General features: G+C 63.0%; 16 protein-coding genes and 1 pseudogene. 3 read left to right on the plus strand and 14 right to left on the minus strand.

What is annotated here, in order from left to right; translation table 11 throughout:
• Positions 1-16 precede the first annotated feature (16 nt).
• A complete protein-coding gene (locus DYST_RS11580) occupies positions 17-1,756 on the plus strand; it encodes a M1 family metallopeptidase (RefSeq protein ID WP_239952022.1) in 1,740 nt (579 codons plus the stop codon).
• 102 nt (positions 1,757-1,858) lie between these two features.
• Positions 1,859-2,452 carry a class I SAM-dependent methyltransferase gene (locus DYST_RS11585; protein WP_239952024.1) on the plus strand — a complete coding sequence of 198 codons (594 nt, stop codon included), beginning with the start codon at positions 1,859-1,861 and terminating at the stop codon, positions 2,450-2,452.
• Between the two features lie 48 nt (positions 2,453-2,500).
• On the opposite strand, the gene DYST_RS11590 is transcribed toward DYST_RS11585, so the two are convergent.
• The 12 genes from DYST_RS11590 to DYST_RS11645 form a co-directional block, all read right to left on the minus strand.
• Positions 2,501-4,756, minus strand: a complete 2,256-nt coding sequence (locus tag DYST_RS11590) for a carboxy terminal-processing peptidase (protein WP_239952026.1) — start codon at positions 4,754-4,756, stop codon at positions 2,501-2,503.
• 26 nt (positions 4,757-4,782) lie between these two features.
• Positions 4,783-5,781 carry a lipoyl synthase gene (gene lipA / locus DYST_RS11595; protein ID WP_102301520.1) on the minus strand — a complete coding sequence of 333 codons (999 nt, stop codon included), beginning with the start codon at positions 5,779-5,781 and terminating at the stop codon, positions 4,783-4,785.
• A gap of 10 nt (positions 5,782-5,791) precedes the next feature.
• Positions 5,792-6,460, minus strand: a complete 669-nt coding sequence (lipB, locus tag DYST_RS11600) for a lipoyl(octanoyl) transferase LipB (RefSeq protein ID WP_239945829.1) — start codon at positions 6,458-6,460, stop codon at positions 5,792-5,794.
• Between the two features lie 127 nt (positions 6,461-6,587).
• Positions 6,588-6,878, minus strand: a complete 291-nt coding sequence (locus DYST_RS11605) for a YbeD family protein (RefSeq protein WP_239945830.1) — start codon at positions 6,876-6,878, stop codon at positions 6,588-6,590.
• 12 nt (positions 6,879-6,890) lie between these two features.
• Positions 6,891-8,123, minus strand: a complete 1,233-nt coding sequence (locus DYST_RS11610; RefSeq protein ID WP_102301523.1) for a D-alanyl-D-alanine carboxypeptidase family protein — start codon at positions 8,121-8,123, stop codon at positions 6,891-6,893.
• 59 nt (positions 8,124-8,182) lie between these two features.
• Positions 8,183-9,124, minus strand: coding sequence for a septal ring lytic transglycosylase RlpA family protein (locus tag DYST_RS11615; protein ID WP_239945831.1), 942 nt, complete (start codon positions 9,122-9,124; stop codon positions 8,183-8,185).
• The gene (mltB, locus tag DYST_RS11620) at positions 9,121-10,134 is read right to left on the minus strand and encodes a lytic murein transglycosylase B (protein WP_239945832.1); all 1,014 of its coding nucleotides are present in this window, start codon (positions 10,132-10,134) and stop codon (positions 9,121-9,123) included. Before mltB ends, DYST_RS11615 begins: the two co-directional genes overlap by 4 nt.
• Before the next feature lie 110 nt (positions 10,135-10,244).
• On the minus strand, positions 10,245-11,363 hold the full coding sequence (rodA, locus tag DYST_RS11625; protein WP_102301526.1) for a rod shape-determining protein RodA: 1,119 nt from the start codon (positions 11,361-11,363) through the stop codon (positions 10,245-10,247).
• Entirely contained in the window at positions 11,360-13,375 is a 2,016-nt protein-coding gene (gene mrdA / locus DYST_RS11630) for a penicillin-binding protein 2 (RefSeq protein ID WP_239945833.1), read from the minus strand. The genes rodA and mrdA overlap by 4 nt, the downstream gene beginning before the upstream one ends.
• A gap of 4 nt (positions 13,376-13,379) precedes the next feature.
• The gene (gene mreD / locus DYST_RS11635) at positions 13,380-13,865 is read right to left on the minus strand and encodes a rod shape-determining protein MreD (RefSeq protein WP_102301528.1); all 486 of its coding nucleotides are present in this window, start codon (positions 13,863-13,865) and stop codon (positions 13,380-13,382) included.
• Entirely contained in the window at positions 13,862-14,860 is a 999-nt protein-coding gene (gene mreC / locus DYST_RS11640) for a rod shape-determining protein MreC (RefSeq protein ID WP_239945834.1), read from the minus strand. The genes mreD and mreC overlap by 4 nt, the downstream gene beginning before the upstream one ends.
• A 22-nt stretch (positions 14,861-14,882) precedes the next feature.
• Positions 14,883-15,929: a rod shape-determining protein gene (locus DYST_RS11645; RefSeq protein WP_239945835.1), complete on the minus strand. Its 1,047-nt coding sequence runs from the start codon at positions 15,927-15,929 to the stop codon at positions 14,883-14,885.
• Positions 15,930-16,190: 261 nt separating this feature from the next.
• Between DYST_RS11645 and DYST_RS11650 the strand changes: the two are divergent.
• Positions 16,191-17,127: pseudogene (locus tag DYST_RS11650) on the plus strand (carbohydrate kinase family protein).
• 74 nt (positions 17,128-17,201) lie between these two features.
• Here the strand turns inward: DYST_RS11650 and glpK are convergent.
• Both glpK and DYST_RS11660 read right to left on the minus strand, forming a co-directional pair.
• Positions 17,202-18,701, minus strand: coding sequence for a glycerol kinase GlpK (gene glpK, locus DYST_RS11655; RefSeq protein ID WP_239945836.1), 1,500 nt, complete (start codon positions 18,699-18,701; stop codon positions 17,202-17,204).
• A gap of 80 nt (positions 18,702-18,781) precedes the next feature.
• Positions 18,782-19,342: a TIGR00645 family protein gene (locus DYST_RS11660; protein ID WP_102301533.1), complete on the minus strand. Its 561-nt coding sequence runs from the start codon at positions 19,340-19,342 to the stop codon at positions 18,782-18,784.
• Positions 19,343-19,440: the final 98 nt, after the last annotated feature.

Below are 19,440 nucleotides of genomic sequence, written 5' to 3' on the forward strand. Positions count from 1 at the left end.
CAATCGAGACCCATCGATGTCGACACCACGCCTGCTCTCGTTCGCCCTCTGCGCTGCGCTGGCCTCCCTCGCCCATGCCGAGGATGCCAAGCCCGCGCCAGAACAGCCGCCGCTGACCGAACAGACGCAGCGCTCTGGCGGGCAGCTTCCGGTGGAGCAACAGCGCGTGAATTTCGATCATGCGGAACTGCATTTCAGCGTCGACCTGGCTCAGCAAAGCCTGGATGCCGAGGCGCGCCTGACCTTCACTGCGCGCGAGCCGGCGGATGTGTTGCTGCTGGATCTGGATCCACACTTCACCATTTCGGAGTTGACCGTTGACGGCAAGGCGCTGTCGCAAGGTCAATGGAGCAATCCGGAAGGACGCCTGCGCATCACGCTGCCCAAGCCGCTGGTGAAGGATGGAAAGGCCGTGGTCGAGATCCACTACGGCGGTAAGCCGCACGTCGCGAAGAAGGCACCGTGGGACGGCGGCTTTGTGTGGAGCCATACGGACGACGGGCAACCGTGGATAGCCACGGCCGTGGAAGGCGAAGGCTGCGACCTGTTCTGGCCGTGCATCGATCACCCGCAGGGCAAGCCTGACCTTGTCGATACCTATGTCACCGTGCCGAAGTTGCTGGCCGCACCGGGCAACGGCGTGCTGGTGGACATCAAGGAGCACGGCGACACCCACACGTATCACTGGCGTGCGAAACACCCGACGACGTATGCCATCTCGATCAACATCGGTCCGTTCGAAGTACTAAAGAGCGACTACCGCAGCCGCTACGGCAATACGATTCCGATGCAGATGTGGTACCTGCGCGGCCATGAAGTGCAGGCGAAGCAGTTGTTCAGCGAATTCCCACGCATGCTCGATTTCTTCGAGCAGGAGATCGGTCCCTACCCGTTCGGCGACGAGAAGATGGGCGTGGTGGAAACGCCGCACCTGGGCATGGAACACCAGACCATCAATGCTTATGGCAACGGCTATCCCCGCAGCGAGTACGGTTTCGACTGGCTGCTGCAGCACGAGTTCTCGCATGAGTGGTTCGGCAACCAGGTGACCAATGCCGATTGGGACGACATGTGGCTGCACGAGAGCTTCGGCACCTATATGCAACCGCTGTACGGCCAGCACTTCTATGGCGACATGCCGTATTTCTCCATGCTGCAGAACGAACGCAGCATGGTGAAGAACGCTTTTCCCATCGTGGCGGACCGCAGCCAGTTCGAGCATGAGGTGTACGACGCCGAGCACGGCCCGGCCAATGACATTTACTACAAGGGCTCGCTGATGCTGCACACGCTGCGGCAGATGATCGGCGACCGGGCCTTCTTCGAAACCGTGCGCCGGCTGGTGTACGGCCGCCCCGACCCGAAGCCGGGCAACTTTGCGCCGCACTACGCCACTACGCGTGACTACATCGATATCGTGAATCAGGTCAGCGGCCGTGATCTTCACTGGTTCTTCGATGTCTACCTGTACGAAGCGGCGCTGCCGAAGCTGGTGACCCGCCAGGAGGGCAACACGCTGCACCTGCATTGGCAGGTGCCCCATGACAAGCCGTTTCCGATGCCGGTTGAGGTGCAGGTGGGCGACAAGCTCGTCACGGTGCCGATGACGGGAGGCGATGCTTCAATTCCCGCGCCCACCGGAACGCTGGTGGTCATCGATCCGCACAGCAAGGTGCTGCGTGACATGCCGCATTTCGCGGAGTACCAGCAATGGAAGAAGGAACAGGCAGAGAAGAAGGCGAAGGCGGCGAAATAACAGGTACTAGCACTACGCGTGCAGCGTGCGCCCAGCGCACCGCTGCACGCGGCGCAGCATACGTGGGACTACACTGGCCGCCCTTTCCGATGGGATGTAGCCATGGATCGCACGACTATCGACACCTACACCCGTGCCGCGCAACAGTACGCCGGCGAGTGGGCCGGCCAGCCGCCACCGGATGATCTCTACGCCCTGCTTCTGCAGTATTTCCGGCCCGGCGGGGTAACGGCGGATATCGGCTGCGGCTCGGGACGCGACGTGGCTTGGTTGAACGCCAAGGGCTTTCTTGCCACCGGTTATGACGCGTCGGAAGGCTTGCTGGCCGAGGCTGCCGCGCAGTACCCGTCCTACGCTTTTCAACATGCCGAGCTGCCCGAATTGGCGGGCGTTCCCCGTGGCAACTTCGACAACGTGCTTTGCGAGACGGTGATCATGCACTTGTCACCTGAGCAGGTAGGCGACGCCTGCCGCCGCTTGGTGGACCTACTCAAGCCGAATGGCGTGCTGTTTCTGAGCTGGCGCGTCACCGAGGGCAACAGTGCGCGCGACGCAGCAGGCCGCCTGTATTCGGCGTTCGATGCCCAGCTGGTGCGAGCCGCCTTGGCAGGCACCACGCTGGCACTCGACGAGGCAGCCACCAACCAGTCCTCGGGCAAGTCGGTGCATCGCATCGTGGCTATACGGCGGGCATAAAAAAAGGCGGCATACATGCCGCCTTTTTTATTTGCCTGAACCGGTGCGTCAGTGCGCCGCCGGCTCCTGCGGCGCCTTCTCAGGCGTCGCCGCTGCGGTGGTGGCACTGATGTTGGAGAACTTGCCGCCGTAGGGCAGTACTTCTGCCGCCAGCTTGGCGTCGCCCTTGATCAGGCCCACCGCATCGAACAGGATGTGCGCGGTCTCGTCCAGCTGCGGATCAGCCGCCTTCTTGGCGTCCTTCTCCTGCTTCAGCTCGCTCTTGAGGCTGCGCTCGTTGGCGTTGAGGCCATCGTCCAGCGAGTCGTTGTCATCCACGTTCACGTCACCGTCGATCGCCTTGTGGCGGGTGCGGAAGTCGGCCTGGATGGCGTCGAGATCCTTACGCTCGGTTTCACGCTGGGCAAAGTTGAGCGAGATGGTGGTCTTGTCGCGCATCTTCCGGTACTGCGCCAGCTCGTCGAGCATCAGCTTCCACGCCGGCGACTTCACCGCGCGGGCATCATGCTTGGTCTGCAGCTGACCGAGGTAGGCCTTCAGGTCAGCGACCGGCTTGTAGTCGGCGGGCGCGATCTGCGTCCAGGGCAGCGCGTTGTCGTAGGTCGATTCGCCGAAATCTTTCTCGTCGCCATTCTTCGGGAACTGGATGTCCGGCGTCACGCCCTTCAGCTGGGTGGAGCCGCCGTTGATGCGGAAGAATTCCTGGATGGTCATCTTCAGCTCGCCAAACTGCGGCTTCTCGCTGTTGTTGCGGGTGAAGCGGTCCAGATCCACCAGGTTCTGCACGGTGCCCTTGCCGAAGGTCGGCTGACCGATGATCAGGCCGCGGCCGTAGTCCTGGATGGCAGCCGCGAAGATCTCCGATGCGGAAGCCGAACCACGATTGACCAGCACAGCCATCGGACCGCTCCAGGACATGCCCGGGTCGTCATCGCCCTGTACCTGCACTTCGCCGCGCGCATCGCGCACCTGCACCACCGGACCCTGGTCGATGAACAGGCCGGTGAGTTCGTTGGCTTCGGCCAGCGAGCCGCCACCGTTGTTGCGCAGATCCATCACCACGCCTTCCACGCCCTCAGCCTTCAGCTCGCCGAGCAGTTTGGCGACGTCGCGGGTGGCGCTCTTGAAGTCTTTGTCGCCTTCGCGGCGGGCGCCGAAGTCGGAGTAGAAGCTCGGCAGGTCGATCACGCCAATCTTGCGGGTGACGCCTGCGTCCTTGATCTCGATGACTTTCTTCTTGGCGGCCTGCTCTTCGATGCTCACCTTCTGGCGGACCAGGCTGATGAGCTGGTGCTTGCCGTCCACGCCGGTATCGGCCGGGAGAATCTCCAGGCGGACCGTCGTGTCCTTCTTGCCGCGGATGTGCTTGACCACGTCGTCGAGGCGCCAGCCGATGACATCGGTCATCGGGCCGCTGGTGCCTTCGCCGATCGCCACGATGCGGTCGCCCACGTGCACTTTGCCCGACTTGGCGGCCGGACCAGCCGGCACGATCTCGCGGATCTGGGTGTATTCGTCGCGCGCCTGCAGCACCGCGCCGATGCCTTCCAGCGAGAGCTTCATGGAGATATCGAAGTTCTCCGCCGCGCGAGGACCGAGGTAATCGGTGTGCGGATCGGTGGACTCGGCGTACGAGTTCATGAAGGACTGGAACGCGTCTTCGCCGTCGAGCTGCTTCACACGGTCGATGTAGCCGGCGTAGCGCTTGTCCAGCGTTTTGCGGATCTCATCATCCGGCTGGCCGGCAAGCTTCAGGCGCAGCCAGTCGTTCATGGTGCGCTCGCGCCACAAGGTGTCGAGCTCCGCCTGGTCTTTCGGCCAGTCCGCCTTCTTGCGATCGTAGTTGTAGCTGTCCTGGGTGTTGAAGTCGAAGCCCTGCTTCAACAGGCCGCGCGCATACGTCATGCGCTCGATCGCGCGCGTGATGTAGAGGTTGAACATCGAGAACGGACCGGACAGGTCCTGGTTCCAGATGGCATCGTCCATCTGCGTCTTCAGGGGCGCGAACTTGGCCAGGTCAGCCTGGGTGAAAAACACCTTCTCGCCGTCCAGGCTATCCAGGTACGCCTTGTAGATCTTCTGCGACATCGCGTCGTCAAGCGGCTTCGCGTCGTAGTGGAAACGCGTGAGGAAGCGCGCGGACAACTGCGCTGCCTGCGCCTGCGTGACGGTGGGCTTGAGCGGCAGCGTGGAGAACTTGCGCGGCGCGTTGTCGCCGGCAAGGTCTGCAGCAGACTGCGCGTGGACACCGACGCCGGTAACGGCGAGGGCTAGCAACAGGGCAAGCGAGGGGCGCAGTTTCATAGAGTCTCGATGGCTAGCCAGTTCGGTTAAGCGTGCTCAGTGACGCCTGCAGCATGAGCCTGCAGGTCGGCGTGATAGGACGAACGCACCAGCGGGCCGGAAGCGACGTGATGGAAACCCATCGCTTCGCCGGCTTCACGCAGGTATTCGAATTCTTCCGGGGTCCAGTAGCGGATCACCGGATGGTGATGCGGCGTGGGCTGCAGGTACTGGCCGATGGTGATCATGTCCACGTCGTGCGCGCGCAGGTCGCGCATGGTTTCCAGCACCTGCTCCATCGTCTCGCCCAGACCCAGCATGATGCCGGACTTGGTCGGCACCTCTGGATGCTGCGCCTTGAAGCGCTTGAGCAGATCCAGCGACCACTGGTAGTCCGCACCCGGACGCACTTCGCGGTAAAGGTGCGGCACGGTTTCCAAGTTGTGATTGAACACGTCCGGCGGGAAATCCTTCAGCACTTCCAGTGCGCGCTCCATGCGGCCCTTGCCGCGGAAGTCGGGCGTGAGGATCTCGATCTTGATGTCCGGCGCCGCATGACGCGTTGCGCGGATGCACGCGGCGAAATGCTCAGCGCCACCGTCGCGCAGGTCGTCGCGGTCCACCGAGGTGATCACCACGTACTTCAGGCGCATGTCGCGAATGGTTTCAGCCAGACGCGCCGGTTCCAGCGGATCGGGCGCGGCCGGACGGCCGTGGGCCACATCGCAGAACGAGCAGCGGCGGGTGCACACCTCACCCAGGATCATGAAGGTGGCGGTGCCCTTGCTGAAGCATTCGTGGATGTTCGGGCAGGAGGCCTCTTCGCACACCGTGACGAGCGAGTTCTCACGCAGGCGAGACTTCAACTGCTGCACGGCATTGCCTTGGGGCAGGCGCACGCGAATCCAGCTGGGCTTGCGCAACGTGGGTACGTTGGTGTCAAAGCCCGCACGATTCAGCCCGATCTTGTCGTTGCCGAGCTGCTTGTCGACGGGAGCGCCGACAACGCTGATCGGAATGGCCTTGGAGGTGGAAATTTCGCTCATGTAGGCAGACTCAGACCGCTACGCGAGCGGGTAGTTCAGGGAGAATGGGAGGTGCAGCCTCGGCGACGAAATCGAACTGGCGGCAGAACTCCTCCACCAGGGCGTCTTCGACGTCCGACAGGCGCGACGGACCGCCCAAGTCTAACACTTGCGTGACCGCCAAGCCCTTGTAGCCACAGGGGTTGATGCGGTGATACGGCTCCAGATCCATGTCCACGTTGAAGGCCAGCCCGTGGAAGCTGCAGCCGCGACGGACCCGCAGGCCCAACGCCGCTACCTTGGCCCCCGCCACGTAGACACCCGGAGCGCCCTCCAGGCGATCCGCGCCGATATTCCAATGACCCAGGGTGTCGATGATGGCCTGCTCGATCTTGTTGACCAGCTCACGCACGCCAACGCCGGCGCGGCGCAGGTCAATCATCGGGTAGCCCACGATCTGCCCGGGCCCGTGGTAGGTCACCTGGCCGCCGCGGTCCACATGGATCACCGGGATGTTGCCCGGCGCCAGCACATGCTCGGTCTTGCCGGCCTGGCCAAGGGTGAAGACGGGGTCGTGTTCGAGCAACCACAGCTCGTCAGGCGTATCGGGCCCGCGGTTGTTGGTGAACTGGCTCATCGCCTCCCAGGTCGCCTCGTAGGGCTGGCGACCGAGACGACGAACTTTGAGCGGCAAGGACATGGGGAATGGCCTGGGAATAGAGCTGATTATTTGCGGCCGTGAGACCACCCTTGCAAGGGCTGGAAGTCATCACAGCCGGGCGGGCCCAGGGCCCGCCAGCGGCCGGAGCGCGAGGCGCCCGGTAGCGTTACAGGGTGTAGCGAATGTCCGGATCGGCGCGCAGCGAGCTGTGCGCCAAGTCGTACTGCTCGCGGTTCTCGGCGCGGAAACTCACCGTCACTGAGATGAAGTTGCCCTCGCGCGAGTCGCGGTGCGATACCGTCTCATGCAGCACGTGCAAGCCGATCCCTTCCAGGATCTGCGGCACGCGGGCCTTCAGATCCGCATTGGCATTGCCCATGGCGGTGATTTCAAACTCGCCGGGGAACTGGAAACCCTGCCCCTCTTTCTGGGCCTCGATGCTCTCGATATCACGCATCACGTCACCTCGTCACTTGGTCTCGTCGGGTTTCTTGTCGCTGTGGAACCACAGCATGATGCTGTCCCACAGGCGACCGAAGAAGCCGGCCTGCGGGGCGTCGGCAAGCGCGATCAGCGGCACATTCTGCACCGGCTGCCCGTCCAGCGTGAGGCGTAGCGTACCTACCTGCTGGCCCTTGGTGAACGGGGCGACCAGCGTGGCCGGAATGTCGAGCGTGGCCTTGAGCTTGTCGTAGTCGCCGCGCTTGACGGTAACTAGCACGTTGTCGGCCACGCCCAGCGGCAGCTGGTTGGACTGGCCCTTCCACAGCTTCGGCGTCGCCAACGGCTTGTCGCCGTCATACAGCTTGTGCGTCTCATAGAAGCGGAAACCGTAACTCATCAACGCCATCGCCGCGTCGGCACGGCTCTTCTCGTTGGTCGAGCCCATGACGATGGCGATCATGCGCGAATCGCCCTGCTTGGCCGAGGCGGCCAGACAGAAACCCGCGGCGGCGGTGTGGCCGGTCTTGATGCCGTCGACGGTCGGGTCGCGCCACAGCAGCAGGTTGCGGTTGTGCTGTTTGATGCCGTTCCACTCGAAGTCCTTGATAGCCGAGATGGCATAGTCTTCGGGGAAGTCGTGGATCAGCGCACGCGAGAGAATCGCGATGTCACGGGCCGTGCTGTAGTGGTTGGCAATCGGGTAACCCGATGCGTTCTGGAAATTCGAGTTTGTCATGCCCAACTGCTTGGCATAACCGTTCATCAGCCCGGTGAACGCCTGCTCCGAACCGGCGGTATGTTCGGCCAGCGCAATGGCGGCATCGTTGCCGGATTGGATGATCAGGCCATACAGCAGGTCCTTCAGCGGCACCTGACTATTGAGCTTGAGGAAACTGGTGGAGCCGTCGGTGCCCGCACCGCCGCCGCGCCACGCGTTCTCGCTGATGTTGACCGGATCGGTCATGTGGACCTTGCCGTTGGCAACCTCGGCCGAGACCACGTAGTCGGTCATGATCTTGGTGATAGAAGCCGGCTCGACGCGCAGATCCGGCTCCTTGGATGCCAGCACCTGACCCGTGGCGTAATCCATCAACACCCAGCTCTTGCCATCCACATCCGGCGGCGGCGGCACGGGTGCCTCCGGCGTCACTGGCCGCGGCACCGGAACGGGCTTGGGCGGCGTCTGCTGGGCGACAGCTGTGCCGACGACCAGGGCGGCCACGGCAAGCGAGGAGAGGGTACGGCGGATCAGGTTCATCGTTCAGTTCGGTCCAATGGCTATCGCGACGCCGGGGCGCCGCAAGAAAACTCAATACGTCAGTCTACCGCGACCTGCGGCCGGGGCAGCCCCATATTCTCGATGCGCGAGGTGACATCGTCGGCCTGGTCGACGCCAGCGAGTGGCCCCACACGCACGCGCTGAATGCTGCGGCCGTTGATTTGGGCATTCACCACCTGTACCGGCGCAAAATTGGCGGCGCGCAATTGCTGCGCCACCCGCTCGGCATTGGTGGCATCCGAGAATGCACCCACTTGCAGGTAAATTCCGGGCCCTGGGCTGGCAGGTTTGGGCGGAGGCGGTGGCGGCGGCAGGGTTTGTGCGGAAAGCGGCTGCGAGGGATCGATGGCGCGCACTTCCACCAGCCCCGTGCCCTTGGGCCACACGCCGATGCGCACGGCAGCCGCGTAAGACAGGTCGATCACGCGGTTTTCGTGGAACGGGCCGCGATCGTTGATGCGCACGATCACGCTCTTGCCATTCTCCAGATTGGTCACGCGCGCATAGCTGGGGATAGGCAGCGTCTTGTGCGCGGCGCTGAACTGGTACATGTCGTAGTCCTCGAGACTCGACGTTTTGTATCCGTGGAACTTGTTGCCGTAGAACGAGGCGATGCCGCGCTCCACGTAGCCGCTGGGTGAAGCCAGCACGTTGTAGGTTTGGCCGAGCACGGTATACGGCGACTTGTTGCCGTAGAGCGCGCGCGGCTCCACTTTCGGCACAGGCTCAGGCAGTTTGGCGATGACTTCCGGCGGCGGGCCGGCAGGCACGCTGTCCGCATCGTCGTGATAGCGACTGCCCTGTGAGCGGCTGATATCGTCGTTAACACCGCCGCGCGACGAGGATGACGAACCGCTGCCGGACGAATAACCGCCCTGCGATGACGAAGTGCCGCGACTCGTGGAGGGACGGGTCTTGCCACCGCTGCAACCCGCCAGCAGCGCCATCAGCAGGAGTGGCAGCGCAAGCCGCCACCTCATTGCGTGGCATCCATCCCGTTCGCCCCTTCCGCAATCGCCTGTGCCAGCTGGTGCACGGCCAGCGCATACAATGGGCTGCGGTTGTAGGTGGTGATCACGTAGAAGTTCTGGAAGGTGAACCAGTATTCCGTGCCGCCCGCGCCCTGTAGCGACTGCAGACTGCTCGCCTGGGCCGGATTGAACGACTGCACAGGTGCATAACCCCACGCCTCGAGTTGCTCGAGCGGCCACTGCGGCTTGGAATCCTTGACGGCAATCGCACGTGCGGCGCCATCGGCCCGCGCCGGTGCCGCCACCGGGCCACCGTTCTGCCAGCCGTGCTTGGCAAAGTAATTGGCGATGCTGGCGAAGATGTCCGGCAGCGAGTTCTTCAGATCGATATGACCATCGCCGTCCGCGTCCACGCCGAAGTCGCGGATGCTGGATGGCATGAACTGGCCCCAGCCTTGCGCGCCCGCATACGAACCCGTGAGTGTGTCGACCGGGCCGGCGAGGTGGTTGTCCGGGAGTTCCAGCAGCGTCTTGAGCTGCTCACGGAAGAACGTGGCGCGCGGCGGGTAGTACAAGCCCAGCGTCACCAGTGCATCAAGCACTTTGTACTTACCGGTGACCTTGCCGTACGAGGTTTCCACGCCGACGATCGCCACGATGTACTCGGGCGCCACGCCGTACTGCTTACCGATGCTTTCTAGCAGTGTGCGGTGCAGGCGATAGAACGCAATGCCATCGTTGATGCGCTGCGGCGTGATGAAGATCGGCCGGTAATCTTTCCACGGCTTTGCTTCGGCTGGCCGGCTGATCGCATCGAGAATGCTTTGCTGCTTCTTCGCACCATCCAGCAAGGCGTTGAGCGACGTCGTGCTCTTGCCCGTGTCGCGGGCCACTTCGCTGACCAGCTGATTCTGTCCGGGATGGGTTTCTGCGAGGGCCGGCATACATGCCGTGGCGAAAAGGAGGCCCAGCGTGGCAACAAGGCGACGAGTCGGGAGCGACGCGGGAATCGAGGGCATGAATGACTTCGCTGTCGGAAATGCTACGGGGCTAGCCTAGCATGCTGACGAGCGAAAACAGGTGGTTTTACCTGCGATTTACGCCTAACCGTACGCGGCGGATGCCGCTGTTACTTGTGAATCTTGCGGTTGGCGTAGATCGACATCAGCACGCCGAAGCCGGTTAGCAGTGACACGGCGGAGGTGCCGCCATAGCTGATCAGTGGCATGGGTACGCCCACCACCGGCAGCATGCCCGCCACCATGCCGCCGTTGACGAATACGTAGACGAAGAAGCTCATGCCGATGGCGCCGGCCAGCAAGCGCGAATAGGTATCGCGTGCTTCCATGGCGATCCACAGGCAGCGGCCGATGATGAAGGCGTAGAGCAGCATTAGACAGGCCACGCCGACCAGTCCGAACTCTTCGGCAAACACAGCGAAAATGAAATCGGTGGTGTGCTCCGGCAGAAAGTCCAGGCGCGACTGCGTACCGTGTTGCCAGCCCTTGCCGAACAGGCCACCGGAACCGACAGCGATCTGCGACTGGATGATGTGCCAGCCATTGCCTAATGGATCCGATTCCGGATCCAGCAAGGTGCGTACGCGGTTGCGCTGGTACTCGTGCAGAAAGTGCCAGGCCACCGGGATCATGCCGCCCACCACGGCGAGCAAGCTGCCGATCTTCCACCAGCGCATACCGGACAGGAACAGCGCGAACGCGCCGGCTGCCGACACCAGCAACGCGGTGCCGAGGTCAGGCTGCTCGGCAATGAGGCCGGCCGGAATACCTATGAGGATGCCGACGGCGATGATGTCCTTCCAGCTCGGTGGCAGCTGTCGAGGGTGCAGGTACCACGCGACCATCATAGGCATGGTGAGTTTGAGCAGTTCCGACGGTTGGAACGACAGCACGCCCAGGTCCAGCCAACGTTTGGAACCGCTGCGCACCTCGCCGATGGCCGCCACCACCAGCAGCAGGAAGACACTGCCCGCATACAGCCACGGCGTCCAGGTACGCAGCACCGACGGCGGAATGCGCGAGATCAGCAGCACCAGCACGCCGCCCATGGCGAAGCGTGCCGCCTGACCACCGATCATCGGGATGTTGCCGCCGCTGGCGCTGTAGAGCGTCACCAGGCCCACGGTCGCCAACGTCATCAGGCCAAGGGCAAGCGGAATGTCGATGCGCGGCCGCTTGACCACGCGCTGTAGAAAGCGGACCAGACGTTCCTGGAGGGCGTCGATCATGGGTTCCCTCCGTCATCGTTCCCGGGCGTGCTGGTGCTTTCGGCTGGCATGGCGGACATGTCAGCTGGCGTGGCGACCGGGGTGTCCTCCGGTACTTCCGGAGCATAGGGCGCGCTGGATGCCGGGCTGGGCGCGGCTTCGTTGTTCTTTGCTGGCACCGGGCCGCCGGTCGAGGCGATCCAGGCTTCCATGATCTTGCGCACGATGGGGCCTGCATCCTGAGCGCCCCACGCGCCCGCCTCCAGCATGGCGACCACGGCGATGCGCGGTGACTCGACCGGGGTGTACGCAATGAACCAGGCGCGGTGGCGCGTGGCCAGGTAGGAAGTGTTCTTGTTGGTGTCGTAATCGTTGCTGCGGCGGGAGAAGCGCTCTGCCGTGCCGCTCTTGCCCGCGACCAGATACGGGAAGCCGGTGAACTGGCCTTTGGCCGTACCGCCGACTTCGTTGACCACGGCCAGCATGCCCTGATTCACCACATCCCAATCGTGCGGCTTGTGGATCAGCGACGGCCCTGTTGCTGGATTGGGTAGCGGCACTGGGCGCTCCTTCACCTGCTGAGTCGCCATGACCAGCCGAGGTGCGTATGGCGTGCCATGGCCTGCAAACGTCGCCGTGGCATGCGCGAGCTGCAACGCGGTGACGTTCCAATAACCCTGGCCGATACCTGCAATGACGGTTTCACCTTGAAACCACGGGTACTTGCTGCGGGTGGCCTTCCATTCGCGTGACGGCAAGATGCCTTCGGACTCGCCCAGCAAATCGATGCCAGTCTTCTTGCCGAAACCCAGACTGCCCATCCAGCCGGCAAGGCGATCAATGCCCATGTCCAACGCAAGCCTGTAGAAGTACGTGTTGGTGGAAAGCTGGATGGCCCGCACCATGTTCACGGTGCCATTACCGCCACGCGTGTCATCGCGATAGCAACGCTGCTGACCGGGAATGCAAAACTCACCCGTCGATAGCACCGTGTCCTCAGGACGGCGCAGGCCCAGTTCGAGGCCGCCCAGCGCAAGGAACGGCTTCACCGTGGAGCCAGGCGGATAGGCGCTTTTGAGCGCGCGATTGAGCAGCGGCGTGTCCTCGGCGGTCATGTAGCCGGTGTAGTCGGCCTTGCTGATACCGTTGACGAACAGGTTCGGGTCGTAGCTCGGCACGCTGACCATGGCCATCACCTGGCCATTGCGCGGATCGATCGCCACGGCCGAGCCCGGGCGCCCCTGGAACGCATCGGTCGCCGCCTTTTGCACGCGCGCGTCGATGCTCAGGTAGAGGTTCTTGCCCGGGGTGGGCGCATGGGTTTCCAGCACGCGCTGCACACGACCGTCGGCGTTCACCTCGACCAGCTCGTAGCCCGGCTCGCCGTGCAGCATGTCCTCATACGAGCGCTCCAGACCGCTGCGGCCGACGTGGCTGGTGCCCTTGTAGCGATCGGCGTCCAGGCGGGCCATGTCGTCCGCATCGATACGGCCCACGTAGCCCACCACGTGCGCAAACAGCGCGCCGTATGGATAGCGCCGCGTGAGGTAAGGCACCACGTCCACGCCGGGAAAACGCCAGCGACTGATGGCGAAGCGGTCGATCTCGTCTTCGGTGAGGTGCAGCTTCAACGGCACGCTGTCGAAGCGGCGGTTCTGTTTGAGCTGCTTCTTGAACGCATCGATGTCGCCATCATCCAGCGGCACCACCTCGCGAATGGCGGCCAGCATGGCCGGCATATCCTTGATCTGCTCAGGCACCACTTCCAGACGGAAGGCTGGCACGTTGTCGGCCAGCAACACGCCGTTACGGTCGAAGATGAGGCCGCGCGCCGGCGGAATGGCGCGCGGCTTGACCCGGTTGTTTTCCGAGCGCAGCGCGAACTCGTCGTGACGTTGCACCTGCAGATAATGGTAGCGCGCCACCAGCACGCCCAGCCCCATCAGGATCAGGGCGAAGCCCACCAGGGCGCGCACGCGGAACAGCGTGGCTTCGCCACGCGTGTCCTTGATGGAGCGTCGCCGCAGTGCCATGGCGTTACTGGATGCGCAAGCGCATGCGCAGGTCGTCCATGAGCAGGAACAGGAACGGCCACAGCATGGCGCCGATGAACGGCGAGATCCACCACGTTGCCGATGGCAACGAATCGCCCGCAAAGGTGCGCACGATCAGCAGCAGCACGCGGTCGTTCAGCAGCAGGGCCAGCACGGCCAGCGTCTGCTGCCACATAGGGAAGAAACGCAGGCGCGAGCGGAACCGCAGGGCGATGAACACGAGCGCGCACATGCGCATCGCGTGCTCACCCAACAGAACGCCGTCGAGCAGGTCGGCAAAAAGGCCAACGATGAAAGCCAGCCCCAGCGTGACGCGATCACCGGATTCAAGCGCCCAATACAGCAGGAACAGGGCCGGCCAGTAGGGCTTGAACGGCTGCAACGGCGCCGGCAACGGAACCAGCATGAACAACACGCTGAACACCAGCGTGCCCACAAACCACAACAGACTGACGCGAGGTTTGCTCACGGCTGCACCGCCGGATTCGTGGTGGCGGACGCGGCGGGCGACGGCACTGCGCTCGGGCGCGGCGGCAGTGCCGTGCTGCTCGCAGATGCTGGCGCCGGGGCGAGATCGGACGGCGGCCCGGCCTGCGCAGCAGGCTCGGGCGGCCCCACGGGCTCAGCAAGGTCATGCAGCAGCAGCACGTTGTCGCTGCGATCCAGGTCAGCAGCCGGTCGGGCTCGACCCTCAAGGAACATGCCCGATGCCGCCGGCTCTACGCTTTGGATCTCGCCCACGGGGAAACCCGGCGGAAAACGCCCGCCCAGGCCAGAAGTCAGCAGCTTGTCACCGGGATGCACATCGGCTGCCATCGAAATGTTCGGCAGACTCAGCAGGTCACCTTCACGCGTGCCGTAGGCCACCGTACGCAGGCCGGTGCGCTCAATGACCACGGGGATAGCGTGGTCCGGATCGGTCACCAGCATCACCAGCGACGTACGCGGCATGACTTCTACCACCTGCCCCATCACGCCGTGGGCGTCGATGACCACCTGCCCTGGTTTCACGCCGTCGTGGGTGCCCAGGTTGACTAGCATGCGGTGGCGGGACGTGCCGAGGTCCACGTCAATGACGCGGGCCAGTTGCACGTTGAGGTCAAGGCTGTGTTGCGTGTCCAGCAGTTGCTTCAGGCGCTGGTTCTGCTCAGCCACAGCTGCCATGCGGTTGAGCTTGGCGTTGGCCAGCAGCAGGTCTTCGCGCAGACGCTGGTTCTGCTCGGTGAGCAACTTGCGGTCGGAAAAAGCAACGCTGAGAGAACGCATGCCTGCCGCCGGCAGGCTGGCCAGCCGATACACGGGCTCGACCAGCACCGAAGTGGTGTAGCGCAGGCGCCAGATCCAGCCGTTCCGATGGTCGAGCACCATCAGCACCATGGCCAGCGCGAGATAAATGATGAGCCTGAGCGTACCGGCGACAGTGCCGGCAAACAGGGGCGAGGATTCCTCGCGCGCAAGCGCCATGGCCTGACCCCTGTCGCTAGGTTTACTCAGGAGCGAAGAAGTCGCTGCCGTGCTGATCGATCAGCTCCAGCGCCTTACCGCCGCCACGGGCCACGCAGGTCAGCGGTTCGTCCGCCACCTGCACGTGCAGACCGGTTTCCTCGGAGATAAGGCGATCCAGGTCACGCAGCAGAGCACCGCCACCGGTGAGCACGATGCCGCGCTCGGCGACGTCAGAGCACAGTTCCGGCGGAGTCTGCTCGAGAGCCGACTTCACCGCAGCCACGATGCCTGACAGCGGCTCGTGCAGTGCCTCCAACACCTCGTTGGAGTTGATGGTGAACATGCGCGGCACGCCTTCGGCCAGATTACGGCCGGAGATCTCGATCTCCTTCACGTTCGTCTGCGGGAACGCGCAGCCGATTTCCAGCTTGATGCGCTCGGCCGTCGACTCGCCGATCAGGGTGCCGTGATTGCGGCGCACGTAGTTGATGATGGCCTCGTCGAAACGGTCGCCACCCACTCGCACGGACTGCGAGTACACGATGCCGTTAAGCGAGATCACAGCCACTTCGGACGTGCCGCCACCGATATCCAGCACCATGGAGCCGCGGGCCTCATGTACCGGGATGCCGGCACCGATAGCGGCGGCCATCGGCTCCTCAATCAGGAACACGTCACGGGCACCGGCGCCTTCGGCGGATTCCTTGATGGCGCGGCGTTCCACCTGGGTCGAGCCGCAGGGTACGCACACGAGCACACGCGGGCTCGGCCGCAGCATGCGCGACTTGTGCACCTGCTTGATAAAATGCTGCAGCATCGCCTCGGTCATCGAGAAGTTAGCGATCACGCCGTCCTTCATCGGGCGCACCGTGGCGATATTGCCCGGCGTGCGACCTGGCATCTTCTTTGCGTCGCTACCGACGGCGGCCACGGCACGTGGGCCACCCGGACCGCGGTCCTGGCGGATAGCCACCACCGACGGCTCGTTCAGGACGATGCCCTGACCCCGCACGTAAATGAGGGTGTTGGCCGTGCCGAGGTCGATCGAAATGTCGTTGGAGAAAAATCCGCGAAACTTCTTGAACATGGGTCCGCCGCGCGCCGGCTATAGCTAAAAAGTAAGCGCGCCAGTCTCAGTCAGCAAACCACGGAATCGCAAGGACAATCTCGTTAAGAAAGCCTTTGTTTTACGCTGTGATAGACGGTTTTCTAGGGCTCCTTCTCGAACGACAGAGTCGCAAGAAAGTCGCAGTTGGACCCGGTTATCAGTATGATCGGGAACTTTGAGCCAGGCTGGCGCGTGCGCCACCCGGACTGCCATCCATCTGCCAGGGAATATCCTCGCATCATGTCTGCCGTCATCTGCGGATCACTCGCCTACGACACCATCATGGTGTTCCAGGACCAGTTCAAAAATCACATCCTTCCGGATCAGGTCCATATCCTGAACGTGTCGTTCCTGGTCCCGCGGATGCGCCGCGAGTTCGGTGGCTGCGCCGGCAACATCGCCTACAACCTGAAGTTGCTCGGTGCCGACCCGGTGCCGGTGGCCACGGTGGGGCAGGATTTTGGTCCCTACCAGGCTCATATGGAGAAGTGCGGCATCCGCCTCGATTACGTGCGGGTGTTCGATGACCAGTTCACGCCGCAGTGTTTCATCACGACGGACCTGGACAACAACCAGATCACGGCGTTCCACCCTGGCGCCATGCTCAACGCGCACACCAACCATGTGCGCGACATTCCGGACACGACCTTTGCCATCGTGGCACCAGACAGCCGCGACGCCATGCTGCAGCACGTGGATGAATTCGCCGCACGCGGCGTGCCCTTCATCTTCGATCCAGGCCAGGCGATGCCGTTGTTCGACGGCGCGGAATTCCGTTCGATGATCGAAAAGGCCACGTACGTCATCGTCAACGACTACGAGTCGCAGCTATTGCAGCAGCGCACCGGCTGGAGTGCGGAGGAGATCGCCTCGCGCGTGAAGGCCTACATCGTCACGTTGGGTCCGCGTGGTTCGCTGATCCATACGGACGGCACTACCCATGAGATCCCCCCCGGCGCGCGAGCGTCAGGTGGTGGACCCCACCGGCTGCGGCGACGCGTACCGCGCCGGCCTCATCTTTGGCATCATGAAGGGTAAGGATTGGGCGACCGTGGGCCGCATGGCCTCTTTGATGGGCGCACTGAAAGTTGAGCATCCGGGCACACAGAATCAGCACTTCGATTACGCGCAGTTTTCGACGGAGTTCAAGGAACAGTTCGGCTACGCGATCGACTGAAAATGGCCGTCCATACGGCTATTCATTCGATATCGCACGGCAAAAAGAGGCCTCCTTCGAGAGGCCTCTTTACTTCAGTCAACGCGAAAACCGATGGTGGCCTCGACCGCATTCCGCCACCCGCGATATAGCCGATCGCGTTCAGTTTCCCGCATGATCGGCGTGAATCGCCGGTCCACTTGCCACAGTGCCGCGATCTCCTCACAGCTCTCCCAAAACCCCACCGCCAACCCTGCGAGATAGGCGGCACCAAGCGCCGTGGTTTCCTGTACCCGCGGACGGAGTACAGGAACACCGAGCATATCGCTCTGGAACTGCGCCATGAAATCATTGGCTATCGCGCCGCCATCCGCACGCAGTTCCTTCAACGCTAGGCCCGCGTCCGCCTCCATGGCCATCAGTACATCCCGTGACTGGTAGGCCATCGATTCGAGCGCTGCGCGTACGAAGTGCTCCTTGCTCGTACTTCGGCTCAAACCAAAGACAGCGCCACGCACATCACTACGCCAGTACGGCGCGCCCAGCCCGACAAACGCTGGCACCACGTAAACGCCTTCACTGGAAGCGACGCGCTCCGCGTAGGCCTGTGAATCCGAGGCCTTGCCCAGCATCCGCAGGCCATCACGCAGCCATTGAATCACCGAGCCCGCGACGAAGATGCTCCCCTCGAGGGCGTAGTCGACACGATCCCCTAGCTGCCAGGCGATCGTCGTCAACAACCCGTGCTTGGAGGGGACCGCCTGCTCGCCCGTGTTCAACAGCATGAAGCAACCAGTGCCGTAGGTGTTCTTGGCCATACCGGGACTGAAACAGGCCTGCCCGAAGAGGGCAGCCTGCTGATCGCCTGCGACACCCGCGATCGGTAGGCTCGCACCGAAGAACTGTGTGGGCGCGGTATGGGCGTAGATCTCGCTGTTGGAGCGCACGTCGGGCAACATTGCGCGAGGGATGTTCAACATGGCGAGCAGGTCGTCGTCCCAGCAACGGCGATGAATGTCGTAGAGCAGGGTACGGGCCGCGTTGCTCACGTCCGTCACGTGCGCCGAACCGCCGCTAAGGTTCCAGATCAGCCAGCTATCGATCGTTCCGAACAACAGCTCACCGCGTTCCGCGCGTGCCTGCGCTCCCTCGACGTGATCGAGTATCCAGCGCAACTTGGTTGCTGAAAAATAGGCATCGATCAGCAAGCCCGTGCGCTCACGCACAAGCGGCTCGTAGCCATCACGGCGCAGTTGCTCGCAGATCTCGATGCTCTGGCGCGATTGCCAGACGATCGCGTTGTGAATGGGCTGCCCAGTGGCGCGATCCCAGACCACGGTCGTTTCGCGTTGATTGGTAATGCCGATCGCCGCGATGTCCGAAAGCTCAATCTGCGTATTGGCGAGCAGCTCGGTCACGGTGACCAGGACACTCGTGAGAATGTCGCGCGGACTGTGCTCGACCCAGCCCGGCTGGGGAAAGATCTGCGCAAACTCGCGCTGTGCCACGCCAACGACTGAAGCCGAGTGATCGAACAGGATCGCGCGGGAGCTGGTGGTTCCCTGATCCAGGGCAAGGATGTAACGCTGCTTCACGCCCTTCCACTCCCGCACGCGATGGATAACACGTTAAGCGTAGCAACATCGGCCCCGCATGCGCGGGGCCGGAAGCAGCGTCAATGCGTGGCGGGCTTGCCGCTGGGCTGCATGATGCGATCGATAAAGGCCAACGCAAGCGCCGACACCACGAACGCCAGATGCAACAGCAGCTGCCATTTGATCGTTTCGGCATCGAGGGAGGCGGCCTTGATAAAGGTCGCGAGCAGGTGGATCGATGAAATGCCGATGATCGCCATGGCGAGCTTGACCTTGAGCACCGTGGCATTCACGTGCGATAGCCATTCCGGCTGATCAGGGTGGTTCTCCAGCTTCAAGCGGGACACGAAAGTTTCGTAGCCGCCAACGATCACCATCACCAGCAGATTAGAGATCATCACCACGTCGATCAGACCGAGCACGGTCAGCATGATGGTCGTTTCGGCGCTGTCCGCCGATGCACCCGGCGCGATGTGGCCCAGCAGCGTTGCATCGACCAGATGCCACAGCTCACGGAGGAACTGTACGACGTAGATAGCTTGGGCAACGATCAGGCCGAGATAGAGCGGCAGCTGCAACCAGCGGGAAGAGAAAATCAGATAAGGGAGCGGACTAGGGCGGCTCTTTTCCGGAGTCGTCATGTACATCACGTTGTCAGAATGGGACTACGGATGATCGCAAATTTATGCGGCCCAGGACATCTAGTCACGCTTGAGCGTTCAGGAGAGCGAGCGCCGAT

This window comes from Dyella terrae (assembly GCF_022394535.1).
Lineage (GTDB): Bacteria > Pseudomonadota > Gammaproteobacteria > Xanthomonadales > Rhodanobacteraceae > Dyella.